We start from the raw sequence: 21,644 nt of genomic DNA on the forward strand, positions 1-21,644 counted from the left end.
CGTCATTCCCCGCGCCAGATGACGGCCTGGGTGCCGAGACCGGTGTTCCAGTAGTAGTCGATGAAGCCGACGATCCATCCCCGGTTGCTGATGTCGAAAGCCTGGGAGGAGTTCACCCGCACGTCGGTGGGCAGCGGCAGCCTGCGCGGCAGGGCGGTGGGGCCGGCCCAGAGGGCGGCGAAGCCGTACACCTCGCCGGCCTTGCTGTAGGAGCCGACGATCTGCCCGCTGTCGTTGACGGCATCGGCGCCGGCGTAGTCGGAGGCGTCGGCCGGCAGGGGGAGGGCCGTCATGGCGGAGCCGTCCCAGAAGAAGCCGCGGCGGCGGCCGTCGGTCGTGTCGGAGTTGCCGACCACCTGGCCCAGATTGTTGATCGAGCTGGGTGAGCTCGGCCCGCCGAGCGTGCCGAGTTCGCGTCCGGTGCCGTCGTGCCACAGATACGCCCGGTATGTCGGCAGCGGCGAGCCGGTGTCACTCGCCGTGTAATTGTCGGCGCCCACCACCTGCCCCCGGTCGTTGACGGCGGCGGCCGTCACGCCGGGACGGCGGTCGATGACGGTCCTGACGCCACCGGACAGCAGGAAGGCCCGCTGTTCGGTGAAGCCGGGGGAGGGGGCGTAGGTGGCTATGACGTGCCCGCGGGCGACGTCCGCGCCGCAGAAGCCGGGGGCGCCGTGCGCATCGAGATCGGTCATCCTGCCGTTCTCCCACAGGAACGGACTCCACTCGCCCGAGGCCAGTTCGCTGCAGCCGACGACGCGCCCGTCGTCGTCGATGTCGGAGGCGAAGCTGCTCTGGCCGCCGAGCGTGCCGAGATCGGTCATCTTGCCGTTCTTCCAGAGGAACGCGTGGCTGAGCCCGGACTTCAGCGCACTGTCCCCGACGACGTGGCCGTGGTCGTTGATGCCTCGGGCGATGCTCCACGTGCCGCCGAGGGTGCCGAGGTGGGTGGCGCGCAGCGGTGCCGCCGTGCCGGCCGCGGCGGCTGCCGGGGACGCGAGCGGGGCCGAGCACGTGAGCGCGACCATGGTCAGGGCCGTGGCCATGAGGGGGCGGAGGGATCGACGCATGCTGAAGGTCCCTTCGGGGGGCGGATCGGTGTCGCGATCAACGTAAGGGGCCTTTCGGTGGAAATTCCTCACCACTTCCTTACGTCTCACCCATGATCCGTTCGTGGGCCCGCAGGCCCTCGCGCGTATCCTTCCTTCGTGGCATTGCGGTTCGAGACACGCGCGTCCGATTCACCGTGGGTCGAGGCCGTGTGGAGCTGTACGAGCGAGCACGTCGCGGAGATGACCTCCGTCGCAGCGGTGAGCTGGGGCCTTGTCTTCTGGGAGCGAGAGGGCAGGGCGCACGCGGGCATCTCCGGTCCCGAGACCAGGTCCGGCACCGCGCCGGTGCCGGAGGGCTCCACCTTCGTCGGCATCGAGTTCGCCGTAGGCACGTCGCTGCGCGCCGTCCCCCCGCCGGCCCTGGTCGACGGCGGCATCGAGCTCCCTGACACCACGGGCCGGACCTTCGTGCTGGACGGCGTCCGCTGGGAATCCCCGGCCCCCGACGACGCCGAGGCTCTGGTCGGCCGTCTGGTCCGCGCCGGGGCCCTGGTCCGTGACCCGCTCGTCGCCGACGTTCGCCGAGGTCATCGTCCAGCGGTCTCGGGACGAACCGTCGAACGCCGGTTCCGGGCGGCGACCGGGCTGACCCAGGGCGCCATACGGCAGATCGAGCGTGCACGCAGGGCCTCGGCGCTCCTGGCCGCCGGCGTCCCGGTCGCCGATGTCGTCTCGGGGCTGGCGTATTTCGACGAGCCACATCTGGCCCGTGCGCTGCGCCGGTACGTCGGGCGCACGGCGCGGCAACTCCGGGAGGGCACCGGCGGTGCGATCGCCCTGGACCTGGATCAGCTGACGACGTCGTAGATCAGCTTCACGATCCCGTTGGGGTAGGCAGCCGACGCCCGGAGGCTCAGCACCTGCTTGTCCCTGTCCGCTTCGGTGAACAGGCTCTTCCCGGCCCCGAGCAGCACCGGGAAGACGAGAAGGTGGTACCGGTCGATCAGGCCCGCCTCCGACAGCCGCCGGGCGAGCTCCGCGCTGCCATGGATGAAGATCGCGCCACCTTCGCTCTTCTTGAGCTCGACGACGTCCTCGGCCGAGCGCAGGATCGTCGTCGGCCCCCATCCCTCGACGAGGGCGTCCTCGGACAGCGTGGTCGAGACCACGTACTTGGGCAGATCCTTGTAGGCGGCGTGATCATCCGAGTCGCGCCAGATCGGCGCGAACGCCTCGTAGCTCCGGCGGCCGAACATCAGCGCCGTCGTCTCCTCAAGCTCCTCGCCTTTCAGCGAGAAGGCCTCGGGCAGGAATTCGATGTCCTTGACCACCCAGCCGCCGCTGCGGTGCTCCTCGCCCGGCCCACCGCCCGGGGAGTCCACAACGCCGTCAAGCGACATGAAACCGGTATAAATCAGATCACGCATGTGCTGTTCTCCTCATGGTCCGGCGACACGGGGTCGCCAGGTGGATCGGCAGGCGGGGGCCGCACGCCATGCCGGCGCAGCGGCGGAACGCCTGCGCTCATGCTACGAGCCGGTCACCGCGACCGTCTTGTACGGAAACGACGGCATCACGAGCGGCTCGGCCTCGGTGAACGCGCCTGTCAACCCTTCTGATCCGGCCGGACGGTATACGCTCCGGCCTTCGCGGCGGCGATGGCGGCCGCGGCGGCCTGTTCGGCGACGGTCTCGTCGATGGGTTCATGGCTGACGAGCATCCGGTAGTAGAACGGCGCGCCGACCGATCGGATCACCTGGATCGGGTCGGTGTCGGGCGGGAGGTCGCCGCGTTCGATCGCGTGCCGCACCGACTCCGCGGCCAGGTCGTTGCGGGTCCGGAAAAAGTCGTGCAATGCCTGCGCCGCCCTCGGGTCCAGCACTGCCGCCGTGATCAGTCCGAGCATCGCCGGGCGCCGGACCGGGTCGTTGTAGAAGCGGTGGATGCCCACCGCGAGCCCGCGCAGGTCCACCTCGATCGACCCGGTGTCCAGGAGCGGCACCTCGGAGCTGGACAGGTCGGCGATGAGCTCGACCAGCAGGCCCACCGGGTCGCGCCATCGCCGGTACACCGTGCTCTTGGCGACGCCTGCGATCTCGGCCACGCGTTCCATGCTCAGCTCCGCGTACCCGTGGGCCTCCAGCTCGGCACGGGTGGCGGCCAGGACGGCGGCGCGCACCCGTTCGGTACGCCCGCGCGGTCGCATCGTGCCCGGTGCCGGGCGGTCCTCGGACAACACATGCTCCTTCGCTCGCGTGACCACCAGTCTAACGCAACCGGAGTCTCCTTTGAATGCCGAAATAGGCAGCTAAGAAAACCGGGGTTGTATTAGCGAAGCTGTAGGGCTACGTTGAGGATCGGTTAACGAGATCCCAGTTTTATTTGTCACGCCTCTCGTGAGGAGGACACCGTCGTGTCCGAGACCGCCATCCGCAGGTACGCCGGCCTGGCCGGCCTGGTCGCCAGTCTCCTGATCGTCATCCAGGTCCCGCTGTACTTCATCTACGAGACCCCGCCGGACTGGGACGTCCTGACCCGCAGCCTGCTCGGCATCACCGGCTGCACCGTCTACATCGTCTACTTCGTCGGGCTCCGCCAGCTCATCCGCCACGTCGACCCGGCCTACGACTGGGTCGCCGGCATCGTCCAGAACGCCGGCCTGCTGTGGGTGGCCATGGTGTTCGTCCCGCAGTCCATGGAGGTGGGCGCGGCGATCACGGTGGACCACGACATCGACACCACCATGGAAGGGCCCTTCGCCGGCGCCCAGTACCTCATGCAGGGCGCCGTCTCCAGGCTCCTCATGGGCCTCTTCCTGATCGCCCTGGGGATCGCGGTGTCCCGGCTCGGGCTGCTCCCGCGCTGGGTGGCGCGCTCGGCCTACGTCCTGGCTGCGATCAACCTCGCCTTCCTGCCCGCCGTGTACTTCGGCGACGACGCCGCCGACTTCTACAGCGCACAAGGCTGGGGCACCACCGCCAGCATGGGCGCCCTCTGGAGTCTGTGGACCCTCGCCGTCAGCGTCAGCCTGCTGCGCGGCGCTCGCCGTACCGCCCCCGCGGCCCCCGGCGCCGGAACGGCCGCGGTCGCGGCCCCTACGCAATAGGCCGGAAACAGATCGAACAGCGAGAAAAAGGATGCGACTCCCACGCATTCGTCGAGCAGTGGCGGCGCAAGACTGCGCCGCCACTCCAAGAAGCCGCCACTCCAAGAGATCGGAGACCTTTCATGTCCTGCACTGATTCGCGCCCAGAAGCCGGAGGCCGGAAATGAGCGACACAAGCAGCGCACGGACTCTGCCGACGCGCCTGCTCACCCCCGGCCGGATCCCCGTGTCGCCGGAGGAGCGCCAGGCGGCGGCCGACCGGATCGACCGAGCGAGACTCGGCGGATCGATCTCGGCAGAGCAGGCCGACGAACGGCACGCCAAGGCGTCCACCGCCGGAACGCGGGACGCCCTGGGCGCGGCCCTGACGGGCCTGCCGGGCGTGGCGCCGACGGTCCTGCCGCGCCTGCTGAGCGTCGTCACGCTGGTGTGGTCCGGCATGGTCCTTGTCCAGTTCGTCGTCTGGCTGGTGATCTGTGCCGTCACCGCGCGGTTGGCCGACGCGTGGTGGTTATGGAGCGTGGTGGTCGGCGGTGTCGTGGTGGGCGCGGTGTGGCTCGCCGCCGAAGGGCAGTACCGCGGCCGGCTGTCGGGAGACTCCCGATGACGCCGGCTGACCCGCCGGTCCTCCTCGACCGGGTGCGCAAGACCTACGGAGACGGCGGCAACGCGGTGACGGCGCTCGCCGAGGTGTCCGTCGGCTTCCCGCCGGGCAGCTTCACCGCGGTCATGGGGCCGTCCGGTTCGGGCAAGAGCACGCTGCTCCACTGCGCAGCCGGGCTCGACGAGCCGACCTCCGGCACGGTGACCCTCGCCGGCCGGTCGCTGACCGGGATGAGCGAGACCGGCCTGACTCTCCTGCGCCGCGATCACGTCGCCTTCGTCTTCCAGGCGTTCAACCTCATGCCCGCGCTCGACGTCCGCCAGAACGTCACCCTGCCCGACCTGCTGGCCGGTCGTGACCCCGACCCCGACCGGGTGTCGGAGGTCATCGGCCGGGTCGGACTCAAGGACCGGATCACGCACCGGCCGGGCGAGCTCTCCGGCGGCCAGCAGCAACGGGTGGCCATCGCCCGTGCGCTGGCGAGCAGAGCGCCGGTGATCTTCGCGGACGAGCCGACGGGAGCGCTGGACAGCCGGACGGCGGTCGAGGTGCTCACGCTGATCCGCGACCTCGCCCGCACCGGGCGGACCATCGTGATGGTGACCCACGACCCGGTCGCCGCGTCGTACGCCGACAACGTGATCTTCCTCCTCGACGGCCGGTTCGTGGCGGAGCTCCCCTCACCCACGGTGGCGGAGGTGGCCGACCATCTGGCCCGGCTCGGCTCCCCGGCGAATGCGCACGAGACGGCGCGGGGCCGGCGGTGATCAGACTCTCCCTGGCCGGCCTGCGCTTCCGCGCCGCGCAGTCCCTCGCCACCTTCGCCGCCGTGCTGCTGGGCTGCTCGCTCCTCATCGCGTGCGCCGGGCTCTTCGAGTCGGCCGTCCGCCTCGAAGCTTCGGTGCAACGGCTCGCCGGGACCCCCGTCGTCATCGCCGGATCAGCCGGTTTCCACCTGCCCGACGAGGAGTCGGAGACCGTGCCCTACGCCGAACGGCCGCGCGTGGACACGTCCCTGGCGGCTCAGGTTCATGGCGTTCCCGGCGTCGGCCGGGCGATCACGGACGTGTCCTTCCCGGCGGCCGTGGTCGTGGGCGACCGGCTGCTGGGGACGCCGCTGACGGGACACGGGTGGGCTTCGGCCGCGCTCGCCCCGTACGAGCTCATCCGGGGTGCGGAGCCGCGCGTCGCCGGTCAGGTCGTGCTCGACGCCGCCCTGGCCGGCCGGGCGGGCAAGCAGCCGGGCGACACGGTGGACGTCGTGGCCGGCGGCCAGTCGCAGCCCTTCACGGTGACCGGTGTCGCGCGGCCACGACACCGCGTCGACACCCTCGCGATCTTCTTCTCGGCCTCCGACGCGAGGCGATTCTCCCCCCGCCCCGGGACGGCCGACGTCATCGGCGTGCTGCCCGCCCCCGGCACCTCGGCCGAGGACCTGGCGCGGCGACTGGAGGGCCGGCTGCCCCCTGACCTGACGATCCTCACCGGCGCCGATCGCGGCAGGGCCGAGTTCCCCGGCCTCGCCGCGAGCCGGCTGCCCCTGATCCTGCTGTCGAGCATCTTCGGCGGCCTGGTGCTCGTGGTCATGGCACTCGTGGTGTCCGCGACGATCAGTCTTTCGGTACGCGGGCGGCGGCGGGAGCTGGCGCTGCTCAGGTCCGCCGGCGCGACACCCCGGCAGGTCCATCGCATGGTGGTGGCCGAGACGATGATCGTGTCCGTGCTCGCCGCACTCGCCGGAACACCGCTCGGGGGCCTGCTCGGCCGTTCGATCTTCGAGCTGAGCGCGCAACGCGGTGTCGTGCCGCCGGAGCTGCGGTTCCGGCCGAGCGTCATCGCGTTCGCCGCCGGGCTCCTGCTGGCCCTGCTGATCCCGTGGCCGGCCGCCGCACTCGCGGCGTTGCCCGCCGCCCGCGTACGGCCCGTCCAGGCATTGACCGAGGCCGCGATCCCCGCGGCGGCCGTCGGGCCGACGCGCCGGCTGCTCGCCGTCCTGCTGGCAGGCGCGACCGTGGCCCTGGCCGCGACGACGATGTTCCTGGACCCGGACACCGCCTCGGCTGTCGGCGGCCCGGCGGTCCTGACCGGAGGCGTCGCCGTCGCGCTGGTCGGCCCCGAGCTCCTCGACCGGCTGGTCGGCAGGGCGGCCCCCCTCATCAGGAGGATCGGCGGGCGGGGCAGCGTGCTCGCCGTCATCAACACGCGGGTCAGAGCCGTGCATTTCGCATCCGTGCTCACGCCGCTCGTGCTGGCCACCGCCATCACGCTGAGCAACGTGTACGCCCAGACCACCCAGGACGACGCCGCCGTACGCCGCCAGGCGGCGCAGTTCCAGGCGGACGCCGTCATCACCGCCGAGACCGGCGTCCCGGCCGCTCTCCTGGCACAGATCCGCCGGACACCGGGCCTGGCCGGCGCCTCGCCGCTCGTGTCGAGCAGGGGCTGGATCGAGAAGCCCTATGACTCCCGCGGCAGCGACCCGGGCACCCTGCTGGGCATCGACGTCCAGGACGAGGCGCCGATCCTGGCCGCCGCGGTCACCTCGGGCTCGCTGCGCGACCTCACCGGCGAGAGCGCCGCCCTGCCCGCGGCTCAGGCGGAGGACCTCGGCATCAGGCTGGGAGACCGGATCACGGTACGGCTCGGCGACGGCACACCGGTCGAGGTGAAGGTCGTCGCCTTGCTCGACAGTTCCCCCGACCACGGCGCCGTCGTGCTGCCCGCCGCGCTGCTCGCCCCGCACACGACCGCGGGCCTGCCGTCCGCGATCCTCGTACGCGCCGTCCCGGGTCAGGACACGCTGGTCAGCAGGCTCGAACGGCAGACGGCGGGCCGGCCGGGCCTCGCCGTCGGGGACCGGAGCCGCCTGTCGGCGATGTTCTCCGCGGAGCTGGGGGTGCAGGCCTGGATCAGCTACCTGCTGGCCGCCCTGGCCATCGCGTACGCCGCCGTGGCCGCCGTCAACACGATGGCCGTGTCCGTGCTGTCCCGGCGCCGGGAGTTCGCCGCCCAGCGCCTGGCCGGCTCCACCCGCCGGCAGGTACGGCGGATGCTCCTCGTGGAGGTCTCCGTCGTGGCCGCGATCAGCATGGCGGCCGGCGCGGTGATCGCCGCGTTCACCGTCCTTCCCACGGCCGTCGCGGTCGGATCGATCGTGCCGACGGGCCCGTTGTGGGTGCTCCCGGCGATGATCGCCGTGATCGTGGTGATCGTGGTGCCGGTCACGCTCGTCTCGTCCCGGTCCGCCATGCGGCGCGGCCCCGTCGAAGTGATCGGGTCTCCGGCCTCCTGAGCCAGGGCTCTCCCGTCTCACCCACATTGAGGAATCTCATGAGAAACGTCCTTCGGACGCCCATGACCGTGCTCGCCTGCCTGGTCACCGCGCTCGCCACAGCCCCACCGGCGACGGCCGCGGGCCGTCGGGCCGGCGATGATCCGGCGCTGGTGCGCGTCCAGACGGGCCTCGTCCGCGGCGTGCTGCGCGACGAATATCGGCTCTTCCAGGGCATCCCGTACGCGGCGCCGCCCGTAGGGCCGCTGAGATGGGGATCGCCGCGACCCGCCGCCGGGTGGAGGGGGGTGCGCCCTGCGACCCGTCCCGGCCCCGCGTGCGCCCAGGTCATGGACTTCATCGGCGACAAGCCGAGCACCGCCGAGGACTGCCTGTACCTCAACGTCACCACGCCGAGGCGCACCACCGGGAAGCTGCCCGTCATGGTGTGGATCCACGGCGGCGGCTTCCTGGGCGGCTCCGGAGCGATCTACGGCGCCGAACGGCTGGCCGCCAAGGGCGACGTCATGGTGGTGACCTTCAACTACCGGCTCAACGCGCTCGGATTCCTGGCGCACCCCGCGCTGAACGGCGGCCCGGCCCGGCACGGGTCCGGCAACTTCGGCATCGAGGACCAGCAGGCGGTGCTGCGCTGGGTGCGGGCGAACGCGGCGGCGTTCGGCGGCGACCCGCACAACGTCACCCTCTTCGGGGAGTCAGCCGGCGGGATGTCGAGCTGCGTCCACCTGACCGCCCCGGGATCGCGAGGGCTGTTCCAGCGCGTCATCATGCAGAGCGGGCCGTGCACCCTGCGCTGGCCGTGGGCCCCGAGCACGGCCGGACCGGACGCGGAGACCTGGCGTCCCAAGCCGCGGGCGCAGGCGGAGCGGCAGGCCGTCGAGATCGCCGCCGCGGCCGGCTGCGCCGACCTTCGCACGGCGGCTGCCTGCCTGCGTTCCAAGCCGGTGTCCGTGCTGCTGAAGGCCGTCGGTCCGCGCGGGCTCGCGCCGGCCTACGGCGCCGGAGTGCTTCCGCAGGATCCGGTACGCCTGCTCAGGTCCGGCGCGTTCGCGAAAGTGCCGGTCATGCACGGCATCACCCGGGACGAGCACGTCACCTTCCAGGTCGGCTTCGACGCCGAGGCGGGCGGCCCGATCGCCCCCAAGGACTATCCCGCGGTGCTCGGCACGTTCCTGGGCCTGGAGGACAAGCAGACCGCGAAGGTGATCCGCCGCTACCCGCTGAGCGACTACAAGGGCTCGACGAGCTGGGCGATGGCGAGCACGCTCACCGACTGGGCCTGGGCCTGCCCCGCGGTCGAGATGAACGGGCTGCTGGGCCGGTACGTGCCCACCTTCGCCTACGAGTTCTCGGACCGGACGGCGCCGTGGTTCAAGGAGGCTTCCCCGCAGAGCTATCCGACAGGCGCCTACCACGCGGGGGAGCTCCAGTACCTGTTCTCGCGCGCGTACGCCGGCCATGACCTGTCACCGGAGCAGCGGCGGCTCTCCGACGAGATGATCGGCTACTGGACCCGCTTCGCCCACACCGGCGACCCCAACGGCGACCGGGCGACCGGCTGGCCGCCCTACGACGCGCAGGGCGGCCAGGTGCTGTCGCTCGCCACCGGCCGGAACGGGATCCACGCGGTGAACCTCGCCCGCGAGCACCGCTGCGCCTTCTGGAAACCCCTGACCTGATGGCAGATGCCGGGTCGGCTGACCGGGCGGACCCGGCGCCTGGCAGCCACCGTCCTGGAGCGCTGTCCGCCGGCCGGCCCCTCCTTTTCCTGAGGATCTGTCCGGACGGGAGATTCCGAAGTACCGTCCGGTTGTCGCGTACCAGTCCGACCTCTCCCGACGTGCGTCCGGGGGACGAGCTGGAGCACCGAGGAGGTCATCGTGGTATCCATGCAGGACATCGCCAAGGAGGTCAAGGCGACCGCCGAAATCATGGTCGGCGCCCCGGCCCGGTCACGTGGCGGAGGCGGGTGGGCAGGACTTCTTCCTGCCGTTCGACACACCCCTCAGGCCGGGGCAGCAGAACGACTGGCGCTTCTGCGACCGGTGCTTCGTGCTGTTCTACTGGCCGCACAACGCGGACAGTGACTGCGCGGCCGGCGGCAAACACCACCCGCACCCCTTCAACTACGTGCTCGACCACCTGTGACCTCGCCGTTTCATCGTCGGCGAGGTGCATGTGCTCCGTCAGGTTCGACGAACCTCACAGGAGAGCCCTCGACGGTGCCGTTCGCCACGGCTCTGGCCTGATTCGGCAGTTACCGGTGCGACCCCTCTGTGACGGCGTACACCGTGGACAAGATCACGCAACATGCTCCCAGGCGATCTGGACCGGCCCACCTAGATCGCGAAGCTGCTCGGCATCAGTCCGGGGAGGCTGTACAACCACATCCCCGGCCTGCGTCGGCTTCGTGAAGGCGGGCACATCAACGAGCTCGTCGGCGAGCGGAGGCTGTCGGTTGCAGGAGGGCCGCGCGGGGCTCACCTGAGCGCCTCCAGATTGCCCCGTACTATCTTCGTCGTAGGGTGGTCGGCGCCCAGCACCCGCAAGCAGTCGGCCAACGTCTGCTCGTAGAGCGGGATGGCCCGGCCCGGATCTCCCGCTGCCTGGTAGGCGTAGGCGAGGTTGTTGCGGGAGATCAGGGTGTCCGGGTGGTCGGCGTCCAGCAGCCGCTCGCAGTCGGCCAGCGCCTGCTCGAACAGCGGGATGGCCCGGTCCAGATTCCCCGCCGCCCGATAGGCGCCGGCCAGGTTGTTACGAGACGCCAGCGTGGCGGGATGATCCGTGCCGAGCACCCGCTCGCAGTCGGCCAGCGTCTGCTCCGACAGGGGAATGACCCGCCCCAGGTCATCCGTCGCCCGATAGGCACTGGCCAGGTTGATGCGGGAGCCCAGCGTGTCGGGATGGTCCGTACCCAGCACCCGCTCACGGTCGGCCAGCGTCTGCTCGTAGAGCGGGATGGCCCGGCCCGGATCTCCCGCCGCCTGGTAGGCGTAGGCGAGGTTGTTGCGAGAGGTCAGGGTGCCAGGGTGGTCGGCGCCGAGTACCCGCTCGTGGTCGGCCAGCGCCTGCTCGAACAATGGGATGGCCCGGTCCAGGTCCCCCGCCGACTCATAGGCGCCGGCCAGGTTGTTACGGGAGCCCAGCGTGTCGGGATGGTCCGTACCCAGCACCCGCTCACGGTCGGCCAGCGTCCGCTCGAACAGGGCGATGGCCCGGCCCAGATCACCCCTCAACTCGTACGTGCCGGCCAGGTTGTTGCGCACGACCAGCGTGTCGGGATGATCCGCGCCCAGCACCCGCTCGCAGTCGGCCAGCGCCTGCTCGAACAGGGCGATGGCCTGGCTCAGATCGCCTGCCGCCCGATGGGCGCCGGCCAGGTTGGTACGAGAGATCAGCGTGTGGGGGTGATCGACGCCCAGCACCCGCTCACGGTCGGCCAGCGTCCGCTCGTGCAGGGCGATGGCCTGGCTCAGATCGCCTGCCGCCCGATGGGCGCCGGCCAGGTTGTTGCGCGCGTTCAGCGTGTCGGGATGGTCGGCGCCGAGCACCCGCTCGTAGTCGGCCAGCGCCTGCTCGTACAACGGGAAGGCACGGTCCAGCTCTCCCACGGACTCATAGGCTGCGGCCAGGTTGTTGCGCGCGGTAAATGTGTCGGAATGGTCGACGCCCAGCATCTGTTCGTGGTCGGCCAGCGACTGCTCGAACAAGGCGATGGCCCGGTCCACATCACCCGTCCCCCAGCAGGCGTAGGCCAGGTTGTTGCGAGAGGCCAGGGTGCGGGGGTGGTCGGCGCCGAGCACCCGCTCGTGGTCGGTCAGCGTCTGCTCGTACAACGGGAAGGCACGGCCCAGCTCTCCCCTTGAGTGGTAGGCGGCGGCCAGGTTGTTGCGGAAGCACAGCGTGTCGGGATGGTCGGCGCCGAGCATGCGTTCGTTCGCCGTGCATGCCCGTTCGAAGCAGGCGATCGCGCGGTCGACGGCGCCCTGATCGTGCAGGAAGAGTCCGGCCTGGTTGGTCAGATGGATGGTGTCGCTGGTCTCGGCGCCGGGGGATATGCGGTCGGTCAGGGCGGTGATGTGCGGCAGGAGTGCTCGCCACGTCGGCCACCCGGCAGGGTCTTTCGCCGAGTTCGGGAGAGCGTCATGGAGCAGGCTGGTGGCTTGAGCGCGGGCGGTGTCGATCGCCGCCGCCTGCCGGTGCGGGTCCTGGCGATCGGGGGTGCGGGCGACGGCTTGGACCAACCGGTGCACGGTGACCGTTTCGGAGCTGAGGGTGATCATGTTGTAGGCCGCCAGCTCGCCCGCGGCGTGCTGAACCTCCGGCGCGTCGGTGTCCAGGCCGTCCAGCAGGCTACGGGGGATCGGTTCGGCGCCGCACCAGGCCAGGATGCGCAGCAGATCGCCGGTCAGCGGGGTGCCGGCCAAGTGGTCGAGGGTAACGCGCCAGATGCGGGCGATGGTGCGTTCGGCGTCGCCGCCGCGGGCGGTCCGGTCGTACATCACCGCCGGCTGTTCGCGCAGCAGGTTCAGGTAGGCGCGCGGGGTCAGCCGGGTCTGGTGCAGGTACGCGCCCGCCTGCTCGATCGCCAGCGGCAGCCACCCCAGCTCGCGTACCAGGTCGATCGCCCCGTCCAAGTGCTCGGGCAGGTCTTGCTCGTCGAGGGCGGCCTGGAGCACGTCGCGGGCCAGGTCCGGGGTGGCGATGCGGGCCAGCAGCTCGATCGCCTCACGCTCGCCCAGCACGTCCAGGCGCAACACATGGGCGTCCAAATGGTGCCAGCCCTCGCCCAGCCGGCTGGTCACCAGTACCTGCCCGCTCAGCGTCCGCTCCAGCAACGGCCGCACATCGGCGGGGTCGACGACGTTGTCCAGCACCAGCAGCCACCTGTCATGAGCGGCCAGCCACGCGGTGGCCCGCTCGGCCAGCGCCTCCAGCGGCAACACCGTGGTCAGCTCCGGCTGCAACGCGACCGTCAGGCCGGCCAGGCCGGCCTCCACCGCCGGGCGGGAGTCGGCGGTGATCCACCACACGGGGTTCAGCCCGCTGCCGGCCTCAGATTCCTGTCCTGGCACGGGCCGCCCGCCGGCCTGCGCAAGCGCGTAATGGGCAGCCAGCGTGGACTTGCCCACCCCGCCCAGCCCGTGCACCGCGGCCACCACGACCTCACCCCCACCGCGCAACGCCGTCGCCAGCGCGGCCAGCTCGTCGTCGCGCCCGACGAACGTGCGCGTGCGCCGCGGCAGATTCACCAGCCGCGGCGGCGCGGCCACCTCGGTGACCGGCCGCAGCACCACCTCGGGCAGCACCGTCTCGCTGATGAACTGGTCACGCCCAGCCTGGTACACGCGGGCATGTCCGGAAGCAGTGGCCTCCAGCCGGATCTGCGGCTGGTGCTCACGCTCGTCGGGGCCTCCAGAGGGCGAGGTCACCGCTCGTGGATGGTCTGGTCGCGGCCGGCCTGATAGACGCGGCCGTGCCCGTCGGCCTTCGCCTTCATCACCAGTGAGCCGATCCGTTCCTTGTCGGCCGGTGCCAGGGCCGGGTCAAGCACCTCATCCAGCACCCGCTGCAATTCGCCCGCCAGCGACGGATCGACGCGCAGCAGCTGCTGCAGCCGAACCTGCCAAGCCCCGGCCAGCGCCTGCTCGGTGTCGGCATCACCTTGTCGGCGGGCCTCAAGCACCTGCTCGCGCACCTCGACCAGCTCCGCCTCGACGATCTCGGCCTGCTCGGGCCGGACCTTGCGCCACAACGTCACCGCGCCATCACGTGCCGACCGCCAGGCATCGGTGGCCATGGCGGTCACCAGCGCGGTGCCGGCGGCCAAAACGATCGGATCCACGCTGATCCCCCTCATGGTCGAAGGACGGACCCTCACCGTAGAACCAGCCGCAGCCGTTGGCCAGCCGCCGACGGCGGGTGGCACCCCGCGGGGCCGTGCACGAGGTCGAGCACGTCGGCGTCTTCACGGCAGTCGAGCGCACTTCGGATGCCGATCGAGCTGGACGTGTGGGCGCGGTCGCTGGGGGGAACTGGAGCGCACCGGCGACACCTGCGATTCGCCGGCGCGCTCCAGAGCGGACACCTGATCAGCCCACCGCCTGCTGAAAGCCCGGTCCGCCGCACCATCCGGCCGGCGAGATCCAGGCCAGGCCCCATGACGTCCCGAGGGACGGTCAATTCTGGTGACCTGCCATGAGGGTCGTCATCGTCGGTGAGAGGGGCCTTCTCGGCGGCGAACTGGCTCGGCGGCGGGCGCGGCTGTGACCGTCCGGATGTCCTGATCATCGTCCCGAGGCGGGCGTCTGGTGCTGTTCATCGCGCGGCGCGATGGACTGGAAGCGGGCAGGTTGCCTTCGGTCTGGCGAGCCGACACCGACGTGCCGACCCTATGTGCAGGGCCCGGTCGATGTGCGCTTGGACTGCGGCATGACGCAGCGGCGGCTTCGGACCAGGCTGCGCGGCGGTGCCACCCTGGCCCGGGCGTCGCAGCGTCCGGGCCATCATGCAGAAGCTGGACCTGCGTGACCGTGGGCACGTGGTGATCTACGCCTACGAGAACGGGGCTCGTCGCTCGCCACGGATTCCATCCTGACGGGCGGTACCAGGTTCACCCCTTCGGGTGAGGCCGGGCCGATTCCTCCGGCCTAGCTTCGACGTTGTGCGTTTCCTATGTCTCATACCTCTCAGCGTCGTCATGCTCGTCGGCTGGACAGCCCCGGCCCATGCCGGGGACTACCGCTCCGTCCACGGCACGCCGGGCGTCGCAGCCGCTGGATCCTCGCGTCCGGACGAAACGAGGTCAGCATGACCGCGTCCTCCACGCGTTCCCGTTCTGCCAGATCAACCGCCATCGATGTCACGTGGTTCTTCGCGGTCGCCGTCCTGCTGTGTTTCGCGCTGTCCGTTCCGATGGTCTTCCGGCTCGTCCCGACGGACTTCTACAACCTGATCACTCCGATCATGCAGCAATCCCCGCTGCTCGCGGCGATCATCATGTGGCTTGCCCGACGGCCCGGGACGTTCCGGGAGACGTTCGCCATAAGGTGGCGCGGCACGCCCAAGTGGGCCGGCATCGGCATCGGCCTCATCGCCGCGATCGCCGCGATCCAGACCGCCATCGCACTGGCATCGGGGATCTGGCAGCTCAACCCGCTTGACCAGATCTTCGCGGCGACCATATGGATCGTTCCGGTCTTCCTCATGCAGTCGGTCTTCGCCATCGGCGAGGAGTTCGGCTGGCGCGGCTGGCTGGCGACGCGCGCCGCGTCATGGGGATTCTGGCCGCTGGCCCTGGTCAGCGGTCTGGTCTGGATCGTCTGGCACCTGCCGGTCCTCGCCGTCATCGGTGATCGCCCCCTCTGGGACATCGTCATCTACTTCGCGGGCATGCTGCCGTGGGCGCCGCTGCTGCTCGCGCTTCGCCGGCGGTCGGGGAGCGTCTGGCCCGCGGTCCTGACGCACGGGGCGATCAACAGCGTCCGCGTGTACCTGCTGCAATCCGTCCCCGACGCCACGGATCACCTGCTCATCGAGGTGATCGGCTGGATGCTCACGCTGGCCGCCGCCGTGTGGCTGATGCGCCCGAGCCGGACGCGGCTCGTCCGCGATTCTCGCGAGGCCGGGCTGCTTGGGCAGGGCAGCGAAAAATCGTGAGGCGGTGATCACGCGGCGTCGAGCTCGCCTCCGCCCAAGGCCGGGCGCGGCCCGGCGACCACGGCGGAGGAGGACGATCATTGGTTGACCGACCATCTGGGACCGGACGAGCCGCGCATCTCAGCGCCGCCTGACCGCGACAGCGCCGGAGGCCAAACTCGTCATGCCTGGTACGAGGCGGAGCCGAGCGGTTCCGGGACGGTGAGCTCCGGCCCGTCTCCGGCGGCGGTTCCGGGTGCCTCCTGGCGGGCGAGATGGATGCGGCCCATGCCACCCGTGGCGACCGCCGCAGCAGCCGGTAGGGGCCGAGCCGCCGCGTATCATCGGTTTCTAGTGTATAAAGCTTCATGCCGGGCATGTGGCGTCACTCCCCATGCGCATCCTCCGTCCGTGCCGCTGAAGCTCGCCGCGCGGCCGTGGTGCGCGGACAGGGCGGCGAGCCGGGGCCGCGTTCGAGCTCGGTGTAATACTCCACCGAGGCGCCGGCCAGAACGGAGACCTCGTCTCGACGCAGCCCGGGGACGCGGCGCCGCGGGCCGGGCGCGTGCACACCTCACTCACTGACTCCGGCGCATCGCCGGTCGTGGGAAAGACGGTCCTGATCACCGGTGGCACGAGCGGGATCGGCGCCGCGACCGCTCGGCTCCTGCTCGCGCGTGGCCACCGGGTCGCCGTCACCGGGCGCGACCCCGGCCGGCTCAAGGGCTTCCCCGACGACGCCGGTCACGCGGACCGCGTCCTGGGCCTGGTGGCGGATGCCTCCGACCGGGAGTCCGCGAACACGGCGGTCACCAGCACGGTGGCGCGCTCCGGGTCGCTCGACGCGGTGGCCGAGGCGATCGCCTTCGCGCTCGGCCAGCCGGCGGGCGTCGACCTCAACAAGGTGACGATCCGTCCGATCGGCCAGCCCGTCTGACTCGGGCGGGCAGCCCGGTGAACCCGGCCACGGGGCCGGGCCGGGCGCCACCCGGGACCCGGGGTGAGGAATACGACGCTGGTTGACACGGCGGCAGGGGCTACTGCGGTGGGTGGAGGCGTACGTCCATCGGCTGATTGACGACAGTCAAGACTGCCCGTGGATACATTGGCGCACGAACGACCGGCCCGCCGCATCGCGTACGGCGGGCCGGCCCCCCGCCTCACCGGCCTGAACTCACCTCGAAGCGGTTCCTCGACCGACCGTCAGGCAGATCCGGGCGAACGTGCCCGTCCTTCACCCGCGGCGACGGGTGCCGCGCCCGCGCTCGGACGTCGAGGCGCGGCATCCAGCCCTCCGAAAGGTGACAACACGTGAAAGCAGTACGAGTCGCTTCCGCCCTGGTACTCGGCGTGGCCGCCGCCGCTCTCCTCACCACGCCGCCCGCGCTGGCCCACTCGCCCCAGCCGTCGCCGACCCCGTCCCGCGAGCCGGCGACCGACGACGGCGACGTGATCATCTCGGAGGAGGTCCACGCGGCGGGACTGATCAACTACTCCTGCGGGCCCAACTACAACCCGTACGACTACTACCCCGCCAAGGGCGACAGGTCCCGGCTGGAGTACGTGGCCGGGACCTCTCGCGGCGGGGCGGGCCTCTACAGCGGTACGTGGAACTCCAGCATCTGGTGGGCCTGGGGCAGCGGCCTGCGATCGGGCGACAAGGTCTCGCTCGACTGGTCCGACACCGGCGGCTCCTCCTACCACGCCTGCCACAAGACGATCCCCAGCGGCGCGAGCAGCGGGACCACGGGCGGCGTCAACGAGGTGACCGGCCGCTACTTCAGGGCCTGCGTGAAGGGCGGCAGCAGCTGGAGGTGCACGAGATGGTGGCACGTCCAGGGTTCGTGAGCAGCCGCCGCCGGCCGGTACGTCCCCCTGCCGGCCGAAACCCCTCGCACCTTCCGCACAGAAGGGAGATCCACACGATGAAAGGCTCTCGTCCCGCCGTCCGCACGGCCACGCGGGCCGCGGTGACGGTCGCCGCCGCGGTCGCGACCGTGGCGGCCGTCCTCCCCGCCGCCGCGCACGCGGACGGCACATACCGCTGGCAGAACGAATACACGCGCCAGTATCTGGAGGTCTACAAGAAATCGAAGGCCAATGGCGGCATCGTCTCCGTCTGGCCCTACAACGGCGCCAAGAACCAGCTGTGGAAGGACACCAAGACCAGCGCCGGCTATTACCGCGTCCGCAACGTGAACAGCGGCAAATCGATGGACCGCTGGAATTCGGCCTTCACCCCCGCCTACAACGGCGCCGCGTGCCCGGTCACGCAATGGAGCTGGTGGGGCGGGCTGCAGCAGCAGTGGAAGGGCCGCAGCGTCTACAGCCGCATCTACAACCGCCGATTCCTCATTTGGTACAACTGGCAAGGCTGCCGGGGCGACAGATGGCACGACACCCTGGGCGTGCTGCAGCCCTTCCATTATTCCAACGTCATTCTCTACTCGCGCGATTACTGCACCGAGGGCAGATGGATCGGCAAGGGCGAGTGCTTCTGGAGGAGGAACGGCAAATGAGAAAGGGCACACCACCGCTGCTGGCCGCCGGGGCCGTCCTGCTGACCATGGGGATCGCCGCGGTCAACCTCCAGCCGGCCGCGTACAGCTCGGCCGCCTCCCCGACCCTCGACCCGGACCCGCTGCCCACCACGGGCGAGGTGCTGCCGGTTCCCGGGCCCACGGGGACGCTCGGACCGGAGCCGTCCCCGATCCCGGAGCCGGCGCTCACCGCCGTCCCGTCGGATCCGGGTCTGCCGATGCCGCTCGATCCGTACATGACGTCCATGGCCGACATCCACACCATCGACCTGGCCAAGGACGCCGCGACCGCCACGTGCATGCAGTCGCTCGGCTTCTCCGCCTGGACGGCGGGCGTCGTGCGGAACTGGAACCCCGAGGACTACGTCGAGGCCGACCTGATCGAACCCCTCGACGCGACGGCGGCCTCCCGGTCCGGATACCCGAGGCCCGCGCTCGACCCGGCCGTGGCGGCCGCCGCCGCGGAGCCCGCCGACCAGCGTGCGCCCACGGCGGAGGAGATGGCGGCCTACGACGGCACGGCCGCCACGACCGGGCCGGGGGAGTCCATCCCCCAGGGCGGCTGCGCGACCAGCGGCGAGACCAGCGTCCTGGGCCAGGACCACGCGCTGGCCGCCGACCCCCGGCTGCTGGCCGACGACGCGAGCTTCCTCGCCCTGGAGCACACCGCCGTCGCACGGGCCCTGAACCAGTGGGTGAGCTGCATGACGGCCAAGGGGTACGCCTACGACAGCCCGATGAGCGCCCGCGCCGACCTGCGCTGGGCCGGCCGGGAGCCCGGCGTGGCCGCCACGCAGGCGGAGAAGCAGGTCGCGGCCGACGACGCCGCCTGCGCGGACGGCGCCGGCCTGCTGCCGACGTACCGCGCGGCGAAGCGCGCCTACGAAGAGGTCATGGTCCGCGACCAGCGGCAGGCGCTGACCGAGTCGCTGTCCGTCTTCACCACCTGGGTGCGGCGTGCCAAGGCGGTACTGGCGGGCCAGTGATCCTGCCGAGGCACGTCCTTCGTCGAGCGGAGTGCACATGAAGCAACCCCTGGTCCGCCGCCTCATCACCGCGGCCGCCCTCATGACGGCCCTCATGACGGCCCTCGTCGCGGCGCCGCCCGAGCCGTCGCAGGCGGCCTCGGCGGCGGCGTCCGGCCCCCGCGTGGATCCCGGGCTGGCGGCGAAGCTGTCCGCGGGCGGCGAGGTCCGGGTGAACGTGGTGACGCGGGACCGCGCCGGCCTGTCCGCCGCGGCCGCCGCGGCCGGCCCCGGACGGGTGATCCAGTCGCTGTCGCGATTACCGGTGCTCACCGTGCGCGCCGGCCGCGCGGAGGTGGACCGGCTGGCGGCCCAGCCGGGCGTGGTCAGCGTGTCGGAGGACGTGCCGGTCCCGCCCACGCTCGCCGAGAGCGTGCCCCTCATCGGCGCGGACCGCACCAGGGAGGCGGGGCTGACCGGCGAGGGCGGCGCGGTGGCCGTCCTGGACTCGGGTGTCGCGGTTCATCACCCGTTCTTCGGCGGGCGCGTCGTGGCCGAGGCGTGTTTCTCGCCCAGCGACGCCGCCTACGGAGCCTCCAGCCTGTGCCCGGACGGCGCCGACCAGCAGGAAGGGCCCGGAGCGGCGGACGCCGACAGCGGGCCGTGCGCGTACCTGGACTGCGCCCATGGCACGCACGTGGCGGGGATCGTCGCCGGGCAGGAGACCGGCGACGCGGCGGGCGGGGTCGCTCCGGGGGCCGGCCTCGTCGCCGTCCAGGTCTACAGCAGGTTCGACTCCTTCTCCTACTGCGGGAGCGCCGGGCCGCCGTGCCTGCTGAGCTTCGTCAGCGCCCAGCTCGCGGGGATGGAGAAGGTCCTGGAGCTGATCGACGAGGGCGTCCCGGTGGCCGCGGTCAACCTCAGCCTGGGCAGCGGCAGGTACACCTCCCCGTGCGACGACGATCCGCGCAAACCCGCGATCGACCGGCTGCTCGCCGCCGGGGCCCTCACGGTGGTGGCCGCGGGCAACAACGGCTACACCGACGCCGTCAGCGCCCCGGCCTGTGTCTCCTCCGCCGTCGCGGTGGGCAGCACCACCGACCAGGACGAGGTGTCCTCCTTCAGCAATCGCGGCCCGCTGCTGGACCTGTTCGCCCCCGGGACGGACATCGTCTCGTCGGTGCCGGGCGGCCGGTGGCAGTCCATGAGCGGCACGTCGATGGCCGCCCCGCACGTCGCCGGAGCTCTGGCGGTGCTGCGCCAGGCGCGTCCCGACGCCACGCCGGCCGAGATCGAGGCGGCGCTGAAGGACACCGGCAAGCCCATCGCCTACGGCGGCGGCACCGCTCCCCGCATCCAGCTCGACGAGGCCGCTCTCGGCTCCGCGGCCCGCCCCGGCCCGCACCAGCTCTTCCAGACCCGCACCCGCGTCCTCGGCAACGTCCAGATCAGCGCGAACTCGACGTTGACCGTCCCCCTCGCGGGCGTCGCCGGGCTCCCCGCCGACGGCATCGCCGCCGTCGCGGTCAACATCGCCGCCAAGGGCGACTTCTTCAACACCGGCTCGCTGGCCGTCTACCCGTCCGGCGAGCCCGAACCGAAGGGTGACGTGCTGTTCTACGACGCCAGCCGGTACGCCTCCACCATGGTCGTGGCGAAGGTCGGCGAGGACGGCGCGCTCAAGCTGGAGAACCGCAGCGGCCAGGCCGTCCGCGTCTACCTCGACGTGCACGGCTACACCCTCGACCACGCCGCGTCCGACGTCGGCGGCACCTACCACCCGGTCGCGCCGTCGCGGATCGCCGACCGGGTGCCGGTCGCGGCGCTGGGGAATCTCGAACTCACGACGCCCGGCCTGCCGTCCCCGCAGAGCGTAGCCCTGACGGTGCTGGTCAAGAGCGCCTCCACCGGCACGATCCGGGTCTATCCCGCGGGGGACGCCTTCCCGGCCGACGCCAACGTGGACTACCCCGCCAACACCCCCGTGCAGTTCTTCACCATCGTCAGGCCCGGCGCCGACGGGAAGATCAATCTGCACAATCTGGGCGGCGGCGCAGCCGAGGTCTCGGTCGAGGTGAGCGGCTACTACACCGCCGCCGAACGCGCCTCACTCGTCAAGGCGATCGCCCCGGTCCGGGTCGGCGACGGCGTGACGGTCGCCGCCGGCGGCACGTACGTGCTGCGTCCCTCCGGCGGCGACGTCCCCTCGGCGGGCGTCACGGCCGTCGGCGTCGCCGTCACCGCCACCGGGACGGCGAACGGCACGGTCGAGGTCGTCCCCGCCGGCAGCGCCACCGGCGTGCGGACGGTCGCGTACACGGCGGGCCGGAACACGGTCGGCTTCGCCACGGCCGCGCTCCGCCCGGACGGCACGGTCGTGCTGAGGAACACCGGCGCCTCCCCGGTCAAGATCTCGGTGGACGTCTACGCCTGCTTCACCGGCTGAC

General features: G+C 71.4%; 18 protein-coding genes and 1 pseudogene. 13 read left to right on the forward strand and 6 right to left on the reverse strand.

The genetic code is table 11. The annotated features are described in order from the left end of the window. Window positions 1-2: 2 nt before the first annotated feature. Window positions 3-1,070: a hypothetical protein gene (locus AB0J46_RS38085; RefSeq protein ID WP_364339259.1), complete on the reverse strand. Its 1,068-nt coding sequence runs from the start codon at window positions 1,068-1,070 to the stop codon at window positions 3-5. 138 nt (window positions 1,071-1,208) lie between these two features. Between AB0J46_RS38085 and AB0J46_RS38090 the strand changes: the two genes are divergently transcribed. Beyond that, entirely contained in the window at window positions 1,209-1,919 is a 711-nt protein-coding gene (locus tag AB0J46_RS38090; protein ID WP_364339262.1) for a helix-turn-helix domain-containing protein, read from the forward strand. Here the strand turns inward: AB0J46_RS38090 and AB0J46_RS38095 are convergent. Then, complete coding sequence (locus tag AB0J46_RS38095) at window positions 1,901-2,479, reverse strand: dihydrofolate reductase family protein (RefSeq protein ID WP_364339264.1); 579 nt, start codon at window positions 2,477-2,479, stop codon at window positions 1,901-1,903. The genes AB0J46_RS38090 and AB0J46_RS38095 overlap by 19 nt on opposite strands. Window positions 2,480-2,658: 179 nt before the next feature. Next, window positions 2,659-3,288, reverse strand: a complete 630-nt coding sequence (locus tag AB0J46_RS38100) for a TetR/AcrR family transcriptional regulator (RefSeq protein ID WP_364339267.1) — start codon at window positions 3,286-3,288, stop codon at window positions 2,659-2,661. A 177-nt stretch (window positions 3,289-3,465) separates the two neighbouring features. Here AB0J46_RS38100 and AB0J46_RS38105 point away from each other — a divergent pair, with 177 nt between their 5' ends. The 6 genes from AB0J46_RS38105 to AB0J46_RS38130 all read left to right on the forward strand — a co-directional run bounded on the left by AB0J46_RS38105 (window position 3,466) and on the right by AB0J46_RS38130 (window position 10,202). After that, window positions 3,466-4,158, forward strand: a complete 693-nt coding sequence (locus AB0J46_RS38105; protein WP_364339268.1) for a hypothetical protein — start codon at window positions 3,466-3,468, stop codon at window positions 4,156-4,158. A 163-nt stretch (window positions 4,159-4,321) separates the two neighbouring features. Further along, window positions 4,322-4,765 carry a DUF1707 domain-containing protein gene (locus AB0J46_RS38110; protein ID WP_364339271.1) on the forward strand — a complete coding sequence of 148 codons (444 nt, stop codon included), beginning with the start codon at window positions 4,322-4,324 and terminating at the stop codon, window positions 4,763-4,765. Beyond that, entirely contained in the window at window positions 4,762-5,529 is a 768-nt protein-coding gene (locus tag AB0J46_RS38115; protein ID WP_364339274.1) for an ABC transporter ATP-binding protein, read from the forward strand. The genes AB0J46_RS38110 and AB0J46_RS38115 overlap by 4 nt, the downstream gene beginning before the upstream one ends. Continuing rightward, window positions 5,526-8,054 (forward strand): FtsX-like permease family protein, encoded by a 2,529-nt coding sequence (locus AB0J46_RS38120; protein WP_364339277.1) that lies wholly within the window; start codon window positions 5,526-5,528, stop codon window positions 8,052-8,054. The genes AB0J46_RS38115 and AB0J46_RS38120 overlap by 4 nt, the downstream gene beginning before the upstream one ends. A 38-nt stretch (window positions 8,055-8,092) precedes the next feature. Then, window positions 8,093-9,733: a carboxylesterase family protein gene (locus AB0J46_RS38125; protein ID WP_364339279.1), complete on the forward strand. Its 1,641-nt coding sequence runs from the start codon at window positions 8,093-8,095 to the stop codon at window positions 9,731-9,733. Between the two features lie 277 nt (window positions 9,734-10,010). Continuing rightward, complete coding sequence (locus AB0J46_RS38130) at window positions 10,011-10,202, forward strand: hypothetical protein (protein ID WP_364339282.1); 192 nt, start codon at window positions 10,011-10,013, stop codon at window positions 10,200-10,202. A gap of 332 nt (window positions 10,203-10,534) precedes the next feature. Here the strand turns inward: AB0J46_RS38130 and AB0J46_RS38135 are convergent, their stop codons facing one another. Both AB0J46_RS38135 and AB0J46_RS38140 read right to left on the reverse strand, forming a co-directional pair. Then, window positions 10,535-13,486, reverse strand: a complete 2,952-nt coding sequence (locus AB0J46_RS38135) for a tetratricopeptide repeat protein (RefSeq protein ID WP_364339284.1) — start codon at window positions 13,484-13,486, stop codon at window positions 10,535-10,537. Beyond that, window positions 13,483-13,899 (reverse strand): hypothetical protein, encoded by a 417-nt coding sequence (locus AB0J46_RS38140; RefSeq protein WP_364339286.1) that lies wholly within the window; start codon window positions 13,897-13,899, stop codon window positions 13,483-13,485. The genes AB0J46_RS38135 and AB0J46_RS38140 overlap by 4 nt, the downstream gene beginning before the upstream one ends. A 965-nt stretch (window positions 13,900-14,864) precedes the next feature. Between AB0J46_RS38140 and AB0J46_RS38145 the strand changes: the two genes are divergently transcribed. After that, window positions 14,865-15,713 carry a CPBP family intramembrane glutamic endopeptidase gene (locus AB0J46_RS38145; RefSeq protein WP_364339288.1) on the forward strand — a complete coding sequence of 283 codons (849 nt, stop codon included), beginning with the start codon at window positions 14,865-14,867 and terminating at the stop codon, window positions 15,711-15,713. Window positions 15,714-16,158: 445 nt separating this feature from the next. On the opposite strand, the pseudogene AB0J46_RS38150 reads toward AB0J46_RS38145, so the two are convergent. Further along, a pseudogene (locus tag AB0J46_RS38150) lies at window positions 16,159-16,254 on the reverse strand (transcriptional regulator); the annotation flags it as partial. 42 nt (window positions 16,255-16,296) lie between these two features. Between AB0J46_RS38150 and AB0J46_RS38155 the strand changes: the two are divergent. The 5 genes from AB0J46_RS38155 (at window position 16,297) to AB0J46_RS38175 (ending at window position 21,643) form a co-directional block, all read left to right on the forward strand. After that, a complete protein-coding gene (locus AB0J46_RS38155) occupies window positions 16,297-16,629 on the forward strand; it encodes an SDR family NAD(P)-dependent oxidoreductase (protein WP_364339290.1) in 333 nt (110 codons plus the stop codon). 374 nt (window positions 16,630-17,003) lie between these two features. After that, window positions 17,004-17,540: a hypothetical protein gene (locus AB0J46_RS38160; RefSeq protein WP_364339292.1), complete on the forward strand. Its 537-nt coding sequence runs from the start codon at window positions 17,004-17,006 to the stop codon at window positions 17,538-17,540. Between the two features lie 77 nt (window positions 17,541-17,617). Continuing rightward, window positions 17,618-18,211 carry an RICIN domain-containing protein gene (locus AB0J46_RS38165; protein WP_364339294.1) on the forward strand — a complete coding sequence of 198 codons (594 nt, stop codon included), beginning with the start codon at window positions 17,618-17,620 and terminating at the stop codon, window positions 18,209-18,211. Then, window positions 18,208-19,218 (forward strand): hypothetical protein, encoded by a 1,011-nt coding sequence (locus AB0J46_RS38170; RefSeq protein ID WP_364339296.1) that lies wholly within the window; start codon window positions 18,208-18,210, stop codon window positions 19,216-19,218. Before AB0J46_RS38165 ends, AB0J46_RS38170 begins: the two co-directional genes overlap by 4 nt. A 37-nt stretch (window positions 19,219-19,255) precedes the next feature. Continuing rightward, a complete protein-coding gene (locus AB0J46_RS38175) occupies window positions 19,256-21,643 on the forward strand; it encodes a S8 family serine peptidase (protein WP_364339298.1) in 2,388 nt (795 codons plus the stop codon). Window position 21,644 lies beyond the last annotated feature (1 nt).

The sequence above is a fragment of the Nonomuraea sp. NPDC049758 genome, from assembly GCF_040674635.1.
Classification (GTDB): domain Bacteria; phylum Actinomycetota; class Actinomycetes; order Streptosporangiales; family Streptosporangiaceae; genus Nonomuraea.